Source organism: Spirosoma validum (genome assembly GCF_014699035.1).
GTDB classification, from domain to species: domain Bacteria; phylum Bacteroidota; class Bacteroidia; order Cytophagales; family Spirosomataceae; genus Spirosoma; species Spirosoma validum.
The window spans coordinates 147,289-162,312 of the sequence record NZ_JACXAA010000009.1; the positions used below are offsets into that span (position 1 = coordinate 147,289).

14 protein-coding genes are annotated in these 15,024 nt (G+C 49.3%); 11 read left to right on the top strand and 3 right to left on the bottom strand.

Annotated features, from left to right (window positions below):
- Positions 1–49: 49 nt before the first annotated feature.
- The 6 genes from IC230_RS22655 (at position 50) to IC230_RS22680 (ending at position 6,851) form a co-directional block, all read left to right on the top strand.
- Positions 50–1,351: a serine hydrolase domain-containing protein gene (locus IC230_RS22655; RefSeq protein WP_317171820.1), complete on the top strand. Its 1,302-nt coding sequence runs from the start codon at positions 50–52 to the stop codon at positions 1,349–1,351.
- Entirely contained in the window at positions 1,311–1,472 is a 162-nt protein-coding gene (locus IC230_RS22660) for a hypothetical protein (RefSeq protein WP_191041343.1), read from the top strand. The genes IC230_RS22655 and IC230_RS22660 overlap by 41 nt, the downstream gene beginning before the upstream one ends.
- Positions 1,473–1,535: 63 nt before the next feature.
- Positions 1,536–2,744: a hypothetical protein gene (locus tag IC230_RS22665; protein ID WP_191041344.1), complete on the top strand. Its 1,209-nt coding sequence runs from the start codon at positions 1,536–1,538 to the stop codon at positions 2,742–2,744.
- A 377-nt stretch (positions 2,745–3,121) separates the two neighbouring features.
- The gene (locus tag IC230_RS22670; protein WP_191041345.1) at positions 3,122–5,020 is read left to right on the top strand and encodes an Ig-like domain-containing protein; all 1,899 of its coding nucleotides are present in this window, start codon (positions 3,122–3,124) and stop codon (positions 5,018–5,020) included.
- A 206-nt stretch (positions 5,021–5,226) separates the two neighbouring features.
- Entirely contained in the window at positions 5,227–5,862 is a 636-nt protein-coding gene (locus IC230_RS22675; protein WP_191041346.1) for an HXXEE domain-containing protein, read from the top strand.
- A gap of 170 nt (positions 5,863–6,032) precedes the next feature.
- On the top strand, positions 6,033–6,851 hold the full coding sequence (locus IC230_RS22680) for a hypothetical protein (RefSeq protein WP_191041347.1): 819 nt from the start codon (positions 6,033–6,035) through the stop codon (positions 6,849–6,851).
- A gap of 96 nt (positions 6,852–6,947) precedes the next feature.
- On the opposite strand, the gene IC230_RS22685 is transcribed toward IC230_RS22680, so the two are convergent.
- Entirely contained in the window at positions 6,948–8,114 is a 1,167-nt protein-coding gene (locus tag IC230_RS22685; RefSeq protein WP_191041348.1) for an alpha/beta hydrolase fold domain-containing protein, read from the bottom strand.
- Positions 8,115–8,272: 158 nt separating this feature from the next.
- Here IC230_RS22685 and kynU point away from each other — a divergent pair, with 158 nt between their 5' ends.
- Positions 8,273–9,583, top strand: coding sequence for a kynureninase (gene kynU / locus IC230_RS22690; protein ID WP_191041349.1), 1,311 nt, complete (start codon positions 8,273–8,275; stop codon positions 9,581–9,583).
- Here the strand turns inward: kynU and queG are convergent.
- On the bottom strand, positions 9,559–10,506 hold the full coding sequence (queG, locus tag IC230_RS22695) for a tRNA epoxyqueuosine(34) reductase QueG (RefSeq protein WP_191041350.1): 948 nt from the start codon (positions 10,504–10,506) through the stop codon (positions 9,559–9,561). The genes kynU and queG overlap by 25 nt on opposite strands.
- A gap of 219 nt (positions 10,507–10,725) precedes the next feature.
- Here queG and IC230_RS22700 point away from each other — a divergent pair, with 219 nt between their 5' ends.
- From IC230_RS22700 to IC230_RS22715, 4 genes are all read left to right on the top strand, one after another.
- A complete protein-coding gene (locus IC230_RS22700) occupies positions 10,726–11,346 on the top strand; it encodes a nucleotide exchange factor GrpE (protein WP_191041351.1) in 621 nt (206 codons plus the stop codon).
- A gap of 109 nt (positions 11,347–11,455) precedes the next feature.
- Positions 11,456–12,616, top strand: a complete 1,161-nt coding sequence (dnaJ, locus tag IC230_RS22705) for a molecular chaperone DnaJ (RefSeq protein ID WP_191041352.1) — start codon at positions 11,456–11,458, stop codon at positions 12,614–12,616.
- A gap of 217 nt (positions 12,617–12,833) precedes the next feature.
- Positions 12,834–13,076, top strand: a complete 243-nt coding sequence (locus IC230_RS22710) for a hypothetical protein (protein WP_191041353.1) — start codon at positions 12,834–12,836, stop codon at positions 13,074–13,076.
- A 412-nt stretch (positions 13,077–13,488) separates the two neighbouring features.
- A complete protein-coding gene (locus tag IC230_RS22715; RefSeq protein WP_223860782.1) occupies positions 13,489–13,872 on the top strand; it encodes a hypothetical protein in 384 nt (127 codons plus the stop codon).
- A 117-nt stretch (positions 13,873–13,989) separates the two neighbouring features.
- Here the strand turns inward: IC230_RS22715 and IC230_RS22720 are convergent, their stop codons facing one another.
- Complete coding sequence (locus tag IC230_RS22720; RefSeq protein WP_191041354.1) at positions 13,990–15,006, bottom strand: zinc-binding alcohol dehydrogenase family protein; 1,017 nt, start codon at positions 15,004–15,006, stop codon at positions 13,990–13,992.
- Positions 15,007–15,024: the final 18 nt, after the last annotated feature.

Consider the following 15,024-nt stretch of genomic DNA (forward strand, 5'->3'; position numbering starts at 1 on the left):
TAACCTGCTGTTGCACTGTTTATTATACACCATATACTTCAATTATACTGTGAAAACCTTCTCTTTTACCCAACAAAATAGGGTGATTGCTCAATCGCTGCGTTCGACCCTTGTCAACAGCAGCCAACTCCTAAGACGGGCTGGCCTGATCGGATCACTAACCCCTTTTCTGTTCGGCTGCTCGTCCGTGATCCACGATCATCCTCCACTACTGGGCTCTCAGTTAACGGTGCAGCAAGCCGTTGACAAAATTCGTCTAGGTCTGGAAGACAGTCTGCGTCACCCGGTACCTTCACTGAATGTGCTGATTCAGACGCCCAACACCAGAGTGTTTGCCTCGTCGGTGCCCGGCGGTCAATCGCCTGTTCGCGAAACAGACCATTTCCGGTTCGCCAGCATCACCAAGCATTTCACGGCCACCGCCATGCTGAACATGCACGAAGACGGATGGGTCAATTATAAAGCGAAAATCACCGACCTGATTCCGGGTACGCAAACGCCATATGTGCCCAACACATCGGACTGGGATTTCCCATATAAAAATCAGATTACTATTGAGCAACTTCTGCAACATCGGGCGGGCGTTTTTGACGTGGATAATGATTCGGTGCCAGGCTACAACAGACAATCCTATACCGAGTATACCCAACTGGCTGATCCGACTCACCAGTTCACCACGGAGGAAATGGTACGTCAGCTGATCGTTCATAAACTTTCCTATTTCGCACCCGGCACCGCCTATCATTACAGCAACACAGGCTATTCCATACTGGGCAAGATTATCGCGCGGGTATATTCGATCAAAAGTGGTAGCGAAAAAACCTACCAGGACTACATGCGGGACTATATCGTCGGGGCCACGGCCACGGTGCCGCTGCTTAGCATTCATTTTCCCGGTCGAGCCGATGATACCGTCTTACCGATCCCTCGGGTAGAAGGGCTTGAATTGCTGCCGGGTAACGTACAGAAACGATACGGTGATTACAACATGAGTGCGCAGGTTGGCGAAGGCAACGGCTACGGGACCATGGCTGATCTGCACACCTACATCCGCTCGCTGATGAAAGGCCAGAATGTGTTGATGCCCGAAACGGTAAAGCGCATGCAGCTGGACGATTTAGGCGGCTCCTTCCGGGCCAATCTGGGGTATGAAAAAAATGGCGCGCGTATCGGCAACATCGCCGTGATTGCCTATGATCCGCTGACGGATGTGTCGGTGGTGGCGTATCTACCCTTATGGGATTTAACTGAAGGAAAAGACGGTGAGATTTCATTTGGCAAATGCATCAATGCGCTCTACGACGCAGCTTATGCCGCCCGATCCGCTCTGGGCTATCCCGGCAAACCCTAACGAAGAACGAATCATCCGCCAGGCATCACCTAACCAATCCGGTAAAATTTCACACCGGATTGACGCCTTCGTTTTGTCGATCACAGACGATGCTCCCCATAATCAAGAGGACGTAGCGTGAAACGGATACGAGCCTTGCCAGACGAATTTACTTTTTAACAACCTACATCGAACAACGATTACCATGCAATCACAAAACACACTAAACAAACTAAGCCGACGAAACTGGCTACGCAATGCCGCCATTGGGGCGACCGGTGCCGTTATGATGCCCTCGCTGTTGACCAGCTGTACTGACCATGTGTTTCCAGAGCCAGGTGGTGGCCTGGGGAGCGCAACCCCCCTAACAGAAGCGGAGCTGAGAAGTGCGGCACAAAATTTACTGCATATGGATGCCTGGTTATCGGATGTATACAGCGAAACGGGTAAATATGAAGAAATTGTATTTCACCTGTTAAACTCAGGCCAAAAGCCAACGCAATGGAAAGACTTCATCATAAACATCTTAACGGCCATAGCGCTTGGGATGTTCGAAGCAGCGGGAGCAATAACTGGTACTAAATTCCTTCTTGTTGGTCCTGAACTTGCCATTGTGTCTGCGATCGTCAGGCAGTTTACGTCATTTGATAGACCATCAAATTTAGAAGCTCAATTTGCTGAATTTGAGTTAGGGCACCTCGCCATGCAAATAGCTATTTCGGATAAGTTGCTTACACTGGCAGACGAAACAGACAATTACAAGAACTTGCGGGACGCGTGGCCCGGGGATCTTGAGTTTAATGGCCAAAAATACACCCTCAAGCATTTGGCGGATTCAGCATTCCCATCCGAAAAGCAGGGTACTGATTACGTAGCGCTACGGACCGCTGCATACAATCAATTCAGAAAACATATCTGGAATGTGATGATAATGAAAGCTGGCAACATAAATTACTATCACTGGGGGAATGTAACACCTTATGATTTAGGACAGCAGGGCGGTTGTGTTCATAGTTGGGCAATGAATAGATTTTATAGTGATCAGCCGTACGCAGGTGGGTATCTACGAGGCTATTATCGTGAAGGCTTCTTTGAAGGCTATTCTATGGAATACTGGCTGATTGATTTCGATGGTAAATATCTTTCGGAGGATGCGGCAAAAGAATTATTTACAGACTATACCCCAGGTCAATTTATCAACCCGGACCCGAATGATAAAACAAAACCATTGACGGGTTTATTCCCTCGCGACTACGTTTTTAAACAATTCAATACAACCAAAACGCAATTTTTTGGATACTTCGATTTGGCAAAACCAGAGGTAGCACAATGCATGGGAAGCCTTGCTTTTGATGAGTCAACCTATAACTATGATTACACAGGTGGGAATTTCCCTATGTTAATTAAAAAATAATACCAGCCAGAGATGTCAAAGCTCCATTACGTTCACTGCATGGTAACGGCGCTTCGACATCTCTGGCTGGTGCAGTCAGTGGCCAATTATAGGAGGTCAGGTTGGGCTTCAACCAGGATAGGTAGTTGACCGTGCCCATCACAGGCTCAGCATTCAACTTATTAGCTAATACGGTTTGTTTAAACGACTCTCCCGGACCAGCGGCTACCAGTCGATGGTCCGGAACGGCAGCAAACCTGCCGGGGTGAATTCATGAATAGGCCGTTTGGCTCGGAGCGCTTACTTGTCCATCCGTTGTCGCTTAGGGAAATGCCTGAATCAGGGGCGCGTGAGCTATTTCGGGTCCCTTTCCATCTTATCTCTCAACTCATCAGTCGATGTCTCAACTTAGTAGTACCAAAGCTGAAATGTTAATCATCCGCTCGCTTGGGCTAGGGTTGATGCTGGGACTTTTACTCAGTAGTCTGGCCCTGGCTCAGAAGAGCACCGTTGTAGCCGGTGGTAACGGTACGGGTGCGGCCGCCAATCAATTGAATTTTCCACTTGGTGTGGTGGTGGATGGGGCGGGCAATATCTATGTGGCCGATTACCAAAACTTCCGCGTCCAGAAATTTCCCCCCAACTCGACCTCGGCCACGGAGGGCATCACCGTTGTTGACGCCCATGGTTATGCTCTAATTGCCCCGTCTTCTTTGGCGATAGATGGGGCGGGCAATATCTATGTGCTTGAGGAAGGATTACAACGCGTCGTGAAATTCCCCCCTAATTTTACCTCGGCCACGGAGGGCACCATCGTTGCCGGCGGCCTTGGAGACCACCCCTTATATGACGGTCCATTTAATCAGCCAAATGGTGTGGTAGTGGATGGGGCGGGCAATATCTATGTGACCGACTCAGGAAACGCGCGCATCCGGAAATTTCCCCCCAACTCGACCTCGGCCACGGAGGGCATCACCGTTGCTGGCGGCAATGGGCAAGGCTCGGCTGCTAATCAATTCAATACTCCCTTCGGTAAGGTGGCCGTGGATGACATGGGTAATTTCTATGTAGCTGATTATTTTAATGACCGCGTCCTGAAGTTTCCCCCTAATTCGACCTCGGCCACCATGGGCATCACCGTTGTTGACGCCAATCAGGTAATTGGTCCCTGTGATTTGGAAATGGATCGGGCAGGCAATCTCTATGTGGCTGACCAGGGACACTACCGGGTTCTGAAATTTCCCCCCAACTCGACCTCGGCCACGGAGGGCATCACTGTTGCTGGCGGCAATGGGCTGGCGGACCTGGTACCCGGGGGCATGTATATCGATGACTCAGGCAATCTCTTTGTGACTGACCCGCAACACGATCTCGTCAGGAAGTATAGTTACCCGGCGGTGATCCTCAGCCAGCCCGCGGCCGGCACAGGAGTCTGCCCCGGCGCAACGGTCACGGCCCAGGTTAGCGCTACCGCTACCAATCCGTCCTTAACCTATCAGTGGTATACCTCCGGTGGAAATCCACTCAGCGGCCAAACCAGCCCTACCCTTACCTTAACGAATGTACAGATAAGCGATAAAAACAGCTATTATGTGACCATCACCACGGCTGATGGAGTAAGCGTTAACTCCACGGATTTCAATCTTGACGTGTTGGCCCTACCGATGGCGAGTTTAGCAGCCAGTGGCAGTTTAAGCCCCGCCACGCCCAGCGTCACCCTGACAGCCTCAGGGGGCGGCTCCTATGAATTCGGACCAGGGGCTACCCAGCTTGGGAATGGCCCCACTGCTACCGTTATCGCATCGGGCCTGTATTACGTCAAGGTGACGGGTACCAACGGGTGCTCGGCGGTGGCCTCCACCAGCGTTAGTCAGTTAACGACACCCGACCTGATTCCGCTGCTCTACGCCCGACCCACGGCCCTTTACGGTACCACGCCCGTCACGGTAGTGGTAGACGTAGTAGAGGTAGCCGGGATTGCCAGCTCGGGACCGATTATAGTGAAAATTACCCAGGATACCCGGCTTTCACTGGCGCTGCCCGTTGGGGCCACTAGCGTGGGTAACCGGTCGGTCGACAACCGTATCTGGCAACTGAGTGGGCCAGCGGGGGGCTACTACACGCTGACCACGAGTGAGGTTGTTCCGGCGGGGGGACGGCTGAGCGTAGGACTGATGGGCGATTTAAGTCCTGGAGGCACTACCGGGGGGCTGACGGTGAGCGGGACGCTATCGGGTGGGGGCGATCAGCAGCTACTTAACAACGTCGATGCCGACCGGCTGGAATACTTCCAGTAGTAAGTATTGAAAGGGCCTTAAAAAGCCATTGACCGACGCTTAATCGGCTGATAACGGCCTGTATGGTCGTTAACTCGAATAAGGAGCCCTATAGTCAACAGCTCTGACGGATTGGCCGTAATGGTTTTATACTATTTTAATCACACCCAAAGCGCCAGCATACATCAGATTTCACAACAGAATCAATCAATAAACTATATCCTCAAATGGATTTTTTACGGAAGCACTGGTTTGATGTAGGCGCTGGCCTTGGCTTACTCATTGGTCTTTGGGTCTATAAAGAGTTTGATCACCTGACGACGTATCAAGTTATTATGTGGCTTAGTTTACTGAGTCTGTTTGCGCATCAATTGGAGGAGTATCGATTAGTAGGCACGTTTCCGGGGATGGTCAACAAAATCATGTATCAAAGCTCAATGCCAGATCGCTATCCGTTGAATACCAATACCTCCCTGTATGTGAATGTACTCATTGGGTGGGGATCGTATTTCCTGGCGGCCTGGTTGGCCGAAAAAGCGATCTGGTTAGGGATTGCCACGATCTTAGTCTCCCTGGGTAATACAGTGGCTCATACGTTCATCTTCAATGGTAAAGGCAGAACGTTTTATAATGCGGGCATGGCCACGAGCTGGTTGTTGTTTGTACCCGTCAGTTATTATTTTTTTACGATCATTAACCAGCATCACTTGGTTACCTTAACCGATTATCTGATCGGTATCCCCCTGGGTTTGTTTTTAAATGTGGTCGGCATCGTGAAACTCATCGATTGGCTTAAAGACCCTGGTACGCCCTATATTTTCCCCCAACGCTGTTTATTGCCAGCTGATCGAAAAGTGATATGACCAGGTGAATCATGCTTCCTGGAAGTCTGGCGGCTAAGGACTACCAAAGCGGCTGCAAAGGACAGTTTTAACACACCCATGTTGATTACCAATGCTTGTGGCCTAGAGGACGTAGCGTCACATGCCTGGGTAGTCTTGTGTCTGGCAACTTGACCTATTTTTTTATGACTATGAACAGGCAAACGGTTTCACCCACCATGTTTATCATCATTACGCCCCTCTTCATCTGGTTAAGCCATTATGTAGCAGTTTTTCCGCATGAATACGCGCACTCAATAACCGCCTGGTCACTAGGAGAAATGGAAAATCCATTCGCCCTGGATTATGGTGGAACCAGTTGGAAAAACCTGTTACTGCTTTGGAACATTGATGAGAATGTAAACTACAGCCGAATGTTCGCCCAGGGGCATGACGTTCAGGCTGCCTTATGTGCATTTGCTGGCCCTGGCATTGGGACGGTACTAATGTTTGTGCTGGGCAGTTTACTCTTAAAAGACCCTCTGGTAATACAACGCCCCTTTTTGTATTATTTTGTTTTTTGGTTCCACCTGATGAATCTGGGCAATTTATATGATTACGTTCCCATTCGTACGTTTACCCCTGGAGGTGATATTGGCAATATGGTTCGTGGATTGCATATTTCGCCCTGGTGGGTGTTTGTTCTGGCAGGCTATCCGGTGGCATATTTGATGTGGCAATTTTTTACCCGAACTATGATTTCTATGTATACTACCCTGAATATTGTCAACCTACCCCTACAAGCTGGCATCATGATCATCTGTGTTTTGCTTTTGTTTGGCTGGTTTGGTGGCATACTAGGGGTAATTTATTCCGACAACCCTTTGGAAAATGGTGAGATAACATACTTTTTAAAGCTTACTTCGTTCGTGGCCATTCCTGGATTAATACGTCTTCTTTGGCCAACTCGTAAATGGATTCAAGAGTCGCTGGAACCGCTTCCGTATCAACCGCAAGCGACGCTATTATAAATCCCTTTCAGTAGTTAGCGTACAACTCTTATAAACAACAAAGAACCCGACATCTGGTAGTGTCGGGTTCTTTGTTGTAGACGACAATGAATAATATTACTGAAAGGCCGCTTTGAGACGGGTTGCCGCCAAAGCCTGTGCCTGCTGTGCTTCCGGAACGATCGAATACATACCGAAGAACTCGTGCGTTACGCCTTTGTAAAGCTCATACCGGACGTCTTTGTTACCTACCTGAATCAGCTTATCCCGCAAGTCCATACCGTCGGTTTGCAGTGGGTCGATTTCTGCACCGATAATGGTTACCGGAGGCAGGTTGCTCAGGTTTGCTACGTCAACCAGCGAAATTAAGGGGCTATCACCGTCAGCATCTGAATTGAAGTAGTTTTTTGTGAAAAACATCACCCCGGGCCGGCTCAGCGGTTTCGCATTGGCATAAGCATTGTATGAATACGTATACAGATTGTTATTAGCTACGGGGAACACCGATAAAATGTGAAGCGGTTTGTTCGTCAGGTTACTATCGCGGGCCATAATACTGACATTGACGGCCATATTACCACCGGCACTCTCACCCGCAACGGCTATTTTACCATTTCCGTTGAATTGAGACAGGTTATTCGAGATCCATTTGTAGGAAGCAAACGCATCCCTGTGTGCTGTTGGAAACTTATTCTCAGGAGCCAGTCGATAATCGACGGATATAACGACAGCCCCAGTTTCTTCGGCCAGCGCCAGCGTTGAATATTCATAGACGTCCGCACTGGCAATTACCCAACCGCCCCCGTGGAAATACACAATGACAGGGAATGGACCCGAGCCACTTTTAGGGGTATACACTTTAGCCCGTAATGGAACACCACCGTAGCCGGGTACTGTCCGCTCGGTAATTGTTACGTTGGCTGTTGGCCGGGAGATGCCTCTTTCGTCGAGCAATGCATTCACCGCATCCTTGAACGAAGGGGTCTTACGGGCCTGGTCAGGCGTAACGTTCTCGATGGGTACGGGTGCCAGCTGACCCAGTTTGTTAATCACCGCCAGCATCTGAGGGGTGATCGTAGGGCCCCAGCTGGGCTTAGGTCCATTGTCCTGAATGACTTGTCCGGGTTGTGGAGCTAAGTGATCCTGGCAAGAAGGTAGGGCCAAACCTAGTACTATAAGTAACAGTAGTCCAAGTCGAACAGGATTGGAAATGGATTTTGCTTTTTGTCCAAAAGCCGCTAAGGATAATGGACGGAAATCTTGTTTTGGGTGAACGTTTTTCATATAACAATTGAGTTTTTTGAGATAACTACTTATCTACGTAAGTATGGTTTTCATAGATTTATTAAGTGGCCTACTTGTGAGGGAATGGTCCGCTTGTTGAAAAAAAACAGATTGTTAATCTTGATAGACAACTTCTCTCGTTTTTTGTTGTTGCTTGTATGAACTTCGAGAACGCACGCACATTTGCTCAGAAACTTGATCAGGAAGACCCGTTACGGCATTTCCGTGACCGATTTCACATCCCCCAACGTAATGGCAAGCCTTTAACGTACCTCTGCGGTAATTCATTGGGGCTGCAACCCAAAGCAGCACGGGCGGCCCTGGACCAGGAGCTGACTACGTGGCAAAATCTGGGGGTAGAAGGCTGGTTTGATCGGACAGACGATCCGCAGCCAGAAAGTGGAGGTCAACCCTGGCTTGGTTATCACAATACGTGTAAAGACGCTTTGTCGCAACTGGTAGGAGGGGAGCCGTCGGAAGTCTGCCCGATGAATGCGCTGACGGTCAATTTGCATCTGTTACTGGCTTCTTTTTATCGGCCTACTGAAAAAAAGTACAAAATTCTAACCATCAAAGGCGATTTTCCGTCGGATCAGTACGCGCTGGAAACGCACGTGAAGCATCATGGTTTGAAGCCTGCCGATACGTTGATTGAAATTGCCCCACATACTGGCGACAGCGAATCCACGCCGGGCCTGATTCACACAACGGATATTCAGAAAGCGATTGCCGAACATGCCGATTCGCTGGCCGTGATCTGGCTGAGTGGACTGAACTACTACACGGGGCAGGTCTACAACATGGCCTCCATTGCCGAAACGGCCCAGCGACATTGTATTCCGGTCGGCTTTGATCTGGCCCATGCCATTGGCAACGTACCGTTACGTCTGCACGACTGGGGCGTCGATTTTGCTACGTGGTGTTCGTATAAATACCTTAACGGTGGTCCCGGCGCTGTGTCAGGCGTGTTTGTCCATCAAAAACACTATGACCAGAATTTGCCTCGTCTGGCCGGATGGTGGGGCTATCGGGAAGATAGGCGGTTTGAGATGACTCCCGGTTTTCTGCCCGAGCCCGGTGCTGATGGCTGGCAGGTCAGTACGCCAAATATTCTGGCTCTGGCGTTGCACCGAGCCGCTATTACCATTACCGCCGAAGCGGGTATGCCTGCTTTACGACAGAAAAGTGAGCGCCTTACCGGGTTTCTGGAATACGTACTGACCCCGTTCGATGACATTCAGATCCTCACGCCCGACGATCCAAACCAGCGCGGTTGCCAATTGTCGTTACTGGTTCGCAAGAAGGGTAAGGAATTATTTAGCTATCTAATCGAACAGGGCGTCATTGGCGACTGGCGCGAACCCGACTGCATTCGACTGGCCCCAACGCCTTTATACAATACGTTCGAGGAAGTTTGGCAGGTCGGAAATGTAGTGAACGCATTTTATAACCGATCGGAAGTCGGCTGATTAAACGCTACGTTCCGTTTCAGACCTTCCAGCTTTGTTCGCTTTACGGCGGACCGGCGAAAAATTTCCCGAAAAACATCTTCGGTAATCTCCTCCCAATCGCCTTTTGTAAAGGTTGCTAAATCCGGATGAGGATCGAAGGCAGGGGTTTGATGCGGTCGGGCGAAGCGGTTCCAGGGACAAACATCCTGACAAATATCGCAGCCGAATATCCAGTTATCAAACTTGCCCTGAACGTCCTCCGGAATCGCTTCTTTTAATTCAATCGTGAAGTACGAAATGCACTTGCTTCCATCCACTACGTAAGGCCCGACAATGGCGTCGGTGGGGCAAGCGTCGATGCAACGGGTGCAGGTGCCGCAATAATCGGTGATGGGGCCGTCAGGTTCCAGCTCAAGATCAAGAATGAGCTCGCCGATGAAAAAGAACGAGCCAATCTCGCGGTTGATTAGGTTCGTGTGCTTACCTACCCAACCCAGTCCCGCACGTTTAGCCCAGGCTTTATCCATAACCGGTGCTGAATCGACAAACGCCCGCCCACCTACTTCGCCAACTTCCTGATGGATGTAGGACAGCAGGTCTTTGAGTTTGTCTTTGATGACGAAGTGATAATCGGTTCCGTACGCGTATTTCGACAGTTTATAATCGTCGTCGGCTTCGGGAAGCTTTTGCTCGGGGTAATAATTCAGGAGTACCGTTATCACCGACTTTGCATCATCGACCAGCAGCCGAGGGTCGAGTCGCTTATCGAAGTGATTGGCCATATAATTCATCTGACCATGCATGCCGTTCTTCAGCCAGGTTTCCAGCCGAGGGGCCTCCTCTTCCAGAAAATCCGCTTTCGCTACGCCACAGAAATCAAATCCCAATTCCTTCGCTTTGGTCTTGACGAGCTGCGTATAGTGTTGAGCGGGTGCGTGCATAGAGAATTTACTGTAACGTGGGTGGTCGACCATCCGAGTTACAGAACGATTTTGTGATCTTTTTAAATCCTATAAATCTTTCAAATCACGTAAATCCTGGTTAGGGTATCAGTTAGATATAAGCTAACAAATGTGCCAACTTGTCAGGAAATGCGGTTTTGGCCGCGCTTTTGTCCATCTTTGTCTATGAATTTCTGGAAGCGAAATAGAAACTCAGTAATGGAAAATAAAGACACTTTAGACGAGCAGGCGTCTGCCAATACCCAACAACCTGACAACCTGACCACCGAACCGTCGGACCGCGATGAGGCCGTAACGATCAACGGCGGGGAGCCCGAAGACACTACAGAAGGAAATTCTGCAGAAGGTTTCGTGGCAGAGACCGGATCGCCGGACCGCAACAAGATCGGCAGTGAATTAGCTGAACTGAAAGATAAATATCTCCGTTTATACGCTGATTTTGAAAATTTTCGCCGACGTACAGCGAAAGAAAAACTCGATTTGATCAGCAATGCGAACGAAGGCGTATTGCAGGCATTGATCCCTGTTGTCGACGATTTCGAGCGGGCTATGCAGTCCATTGATAAAACAGACGACGTAGCAGCTGTAAAAGAAGGCGTTTCGCTGATTTACAACAAGCTTTTCAAGACGTTGGAAAGCAAAGGGCTGAAGCCAATGGCGTCGAAGGGTGAGCCATTTAACGCCGACCTGCACGAGTCCGTTACGCAGTTCCCTGCTCCAAGCGACGATCTGAAAGGCAAAGTCATCGACGAAATCGAGAAAGGATACTATTTGAATGACAAAGTCATTCGGTTTGCAAAAGTTATAGTAGGAAGCTAAAGCAGTAAAGCGTGTAGAATGAAACGTGAAGAATAATTGACGATCGTCGACTGTATTCTTCACCGCTCCGGCGGCCTGGTTTTCATTCTACACGCTTTACTAAGAAGATATGGCCACGAAGCGCGATTATTACGAAATTTTGGGCGTTGACAAGAACGTCTCATCGGAGGATTTGAAGAAAGCTTATCGGAAGATGGCGATCAAGTTCCACCCCGATAAAAACCCCGATGACCCCACTGCCGAAGAGAAATTCAAGGAAGCGGCTGAGGCTTATGACGTCCTGAATGACCCGCAGAAGAAAGCCCGCTATGATCAGTTTGGTCATGCTGGTATGAGCGGGGCAGCCGGTGGTTACGGAGCTGGTGGGCCATCGATGGAAGATATTTTTAGTCAGTTTGGCGACGTTTTTGGCGACGATTCACCGTTCGGCAGCTTCTTCCGGGGCGCTCAGGGTGGCGGTGGCCGTCAGCGTGTTCGGCGTGGTTCTGATCTGCGGATCAAACTGAAACTGAATTTGCAGGAAGTCGCCAACGGTGTTGAGAAAAAAATCAAGGTAAAGCGGCACGTAACGTGCACGACCTGTGGCGGTAACGGTTCCAAAAATGGAACGGCTGTACAAACCTGCTCAACCTGTCAGGGAACGGGACAAACCCGCAAAGTGGTGAACACGATGCTTGGTCAGATGGTATCGACCAGCACCTGTCCCACCTGTAATGGCGAAGGAAAGATTGTAACTGACCGTTGCGACGCTTGTTTTGGTGAAGGCCGCGTATTGCAGGAGGATGTTATCCCAATCAAAATTCCGGCTGGCGTAGCAGAAGGCATTCAGTTGTCGGTTGGTAGCAAAGGAAACGTACCCCCACGCGGTGGTGTTGCAGGCGATTTGCTTATCGTGATTGAAGAAGAGGAAGATGCCGACCTTAAACGCGATGGCAATAACGTAGTGTTTGACTTGTACGTTAGCTTTATCGACGCAGCCATTGGCACTAGTGTTGAAGTGCCCACCATTGACGGCAAAGCCCGTATCACGCTCGATCCGGGTACGCAAAGTGGAAAAATGCTACGACTTAAAGGAAAGGGCATTAAGGAATTAAACGGCTATGGTCGGGGTGACGAAATTGTTCACGTTAACGTCTGGACACCCAAGACGCTTTCAGCTGAAGAGCGTTCGATGCTGGAGAAGTTACGCAACTCGCCCAACTTCCAGCCTAAGCCCAACAAAAACGAGAAAGGCTTCTTCGACAAAATGAAGGATTTCTTTCACGGATAAGTAAGCCTCTGTTTAACAGAAAAGCTATTAATCTGTTTTCTAATGCTACGGCCCGGCGCTTGTCGGGCCGTCTTGCTTGATGGACTGTTCTGGATAGAGTACAATTTTATTATCTATAAATAGCTGCTAAATAGTCGTAGGGAGCGAATTAATAGACGTAGCGTATTGTTTTTATTATAGAAAATCAGCTAGAAGCCTTCCCTGTTTTCTGCCCAATATGTTCGAAATTTTTGTCGGCGATGTAGTTTACTATACCACAACCGATTATACGTTAGCGAAGGATAAGATTAAGTCGATTGTCAGTACGAAGGAGAAGGGAAAAGCAAAGCATATCTATACCCTTTATAATGGTCTTAATAAACTGGAAGGCGAGTTATTCTTAAGCCTGAAGCGTGCGAAAGATCATTTTGAGCGGTGTAAAATTCAGGTTGCTATACCCAAGGGTTTAGAAACCGAATAGCCACCCGCCCCGCCTGTGCCCGCAGCGTGGGGCTTATCTTTTCGATACGATCACTAAATCTATGTGTTTTCGATTACAGCAAAGCATGAACTACGGATTTGAACATGACCCAGTGGGACGATCGGATGCTGATGTCAAACGCTTATAGAGAGGCAAGACGTAAGCTAATCGTAGCTGATTTGAGCTCTCTTACCAACCTTCCCTCAATCCTGGCTCTTATTTGGAAATAGATTTTACTTTCCCTCAATTTTGTCCGCAAGTGAACAGGATTTGTCCAGTTACGGACAATGGTATTAACTGGCACGTGGTACAAGTGGTTGATAATCAGTGGATAATTTGATTGGCACAGACTTTGGATTAAGTAGGTCAACCAAGTAAGCAACAAATTTCAACCACTAAACACTACACAATCATGTTACCACTAATGAGCAAAGTAGCTGCCTCGATCCTGTTAAGCGCTTCTACACTGATTAACCCAATTAACCCAACCAATCCAAAAGGATTGTCTTTTGATGCCAGCGCGTATGTTACTGTCAACAATCAAGTCCGGCTGGCTGTCGAGAAGACGTCCGACGTACCGGTTGTTGTTTTGTTGCGTAACAAAGATAATCAAGTCCTGTTCCATCAAAACATTTCCCGAAAAGACGCCAAGTATGCGGTGAAACTGGATGTTAGCGAACTGGCAAATGGGGAATACGAACTGGAAGTGAAGTCGAGTGAAGGCAGTATCCGCAAGCAGTTAAACCTGTCTAATCAAGCTGTCGTGCAACCCCGACGTACGATCACGCTCCAATAGCCGCAGGTAATGAATACCTGCCAACGAAGCAAAAACAACACTACTGAACACAAACAGCCCCGATACAAATCGGGGCTGTTTGTGTATCTAAACCTCAGCTATTTAGAGGATCCAATGTTAGTTAAGCTCCACTATGGCTTTGATAACCCCATTGGCGGGGTCGAGCCAGCTTGCAAACGTATCGCGCACCTGCCCGAACGCAACACGATGGGTGATGTAGGTTGTTGGGTCAACCAGCCCTTGTTTCATACTTGAAATCACATGCTCGAAATCCTGGCGGGTCGCGTTCCGGCTACTCATGAGCGTACCCTCGCGCTTGTGAAATTCAGGATGACTGACGCAGACGTCGCCTTTCTGAAGACCAACCAGTACGTAGCGGGCACCGTGCGCCATGAACTGAAAGCTGCTGTTAATGGCTTTCTGACTTCCCGTCGCGTCGATCACGACCGTGGGCATGTCGCCGTTGGTAATCGTCCGAAGTTGCTCCGCTACGTCGGGAGAAAGGGCATTGACCGTATACGGAACCTTCAATTTATCCTGACAGAAAGCCAGCCGGGACTCGTTGATGTCCATCGCAATGACGTTGCCGCCAGCAATGCGGGCAAACTCCATAATACCCAGACCAATCGGCCCCGCGCCAACGACTAGCACAAATTCGCCGGGTTGAACGGCGGCCCTTCGCACACCGTGGGCGCCAATGGCCAGTGGTTCTACCAGCGCCAGCGCATCAACGCCAAGGCCGTCTCCATGCACCAGCGAGTAGGAAGGAACCGATAGATATTCAACCATACCGCCGTCGATGTGTACGCCACTGACCTGTAGGTGCGCACAGCAGTTTGGTTTGCCCGACCGGCAGGCAATACATGTACCACAGTTGAAGTAAGGGATGAACGTAACAATTTCACCCGGCGAAAAGTCAGGGGCTCCGTCGGCTTCCACTAGTTCGCCAGCCAGTTCATGACCCAGAATCCGGGGATAGTTAAAGAAGGGTTGGGTACCTTCGAACGCATGCAGGTCCGTTCCACAGATACCGATCCGTTTAATTTTAATAATAGCCCGACCAGGAGCGGGTGTTGGTTTAACGCCTTGCTGATAATCGAATTGGCCGGGCGTCGTACAGACTAAGGTGTTCATGGCATAAAATTTAAAAAA

Excerpts from the sequence above, each read along its gene's own strand:
- kynU (WP_191041349.1), top strand. The coding sequence starts at position 8,273 with ATGAACTTCGAGAACGCACGCACATTTGCTCAGAAACTTGATCAGGAA.
- IC230_RS22710 (WP_191041353.1), top strand. The coding sequence starts at position 12,834 with ATGTTCGAAATTTTTGTCGGCGATGTAGTTTACTATACCACAACCGAT.
- IC230_RS22670 (WP_191041345.1), top strand. The coding sequence starts at position 3,122 with ATGTCTCAACTTAGTAGTACCAAAGCTGAAATGTTAATCATCCGCTCG.
- dnaJ (WP_191041352.1), top strand. The coding sequence starts at position 11,456 with ATGGCCACGAAGCGCGATTATTACGAAATTTTGGGCGTTGACAAGAAC.
- queG (WP_191041350.1), bottom strand. The coding sequence starts at position 10,506 with ATGCACGCACCCGCTCAACACTATACGCAGCTCGTCAAGACCAAAGCG.
- IC230_RS22685 (WP_191041348.1), bottom strand. The coding sequence starts at position 8,114 with ATGAAAAACGTTCACCCAAAACAAGATTTCCGTCCATTATCCTTAGCG.
- IC230_RS22665 (WP_191041344.1), top strand. The coding sequence starts at position 1,536 with ATGCAATCACAAAACACACTAAACAAACTAAGCCGACGAAACTGGCTA.
- IC230_RS22715 (WP_223860782.1), top strand. The coding sequence starts at position 13,489 with ATGTTACCACTAATGAGCAAAGTAGCTGCCTCGATCCTGTTAAGCGCT.
- IC230_RS22720 (WP_191041354.1), bottom strand. The coding sequence starts at position 15,006 with ATGAACACCTTAGTCTGTACGACGCCCGGCCAATTCGATTATCAGCAA.
- IC230_RS22680 (WP_191041347.1), top strand. The coding sequence starts at position 6,033 with ATGAACAGGCAAACGGTTTCACCCACCATGTTTATCATCATTACGCCC.
- IC230_RS22660 (WP_191041343.1), top strand. The coding sequence starts at position 1,311 with ATGCCGCCCGATCCGCTCTGGGCTATCCCGGCAAACCCTAACGAAGAA.
- IC230_RS22675 (WP_191041346.1), top strand. The coding sequence starts at position 5,227 with ATGGATTTTTTACGGAAGCACTGGTTTGATGTAGGCGCTGGCCTTGGC.
- IC230_RS22700 (WP_191041351.1), top strand. The coding sequence starts at position 10,726 with ATGGAAAATAAAGACACTTTAGACGAGCAGGCGTCTGCCAATACCCAA.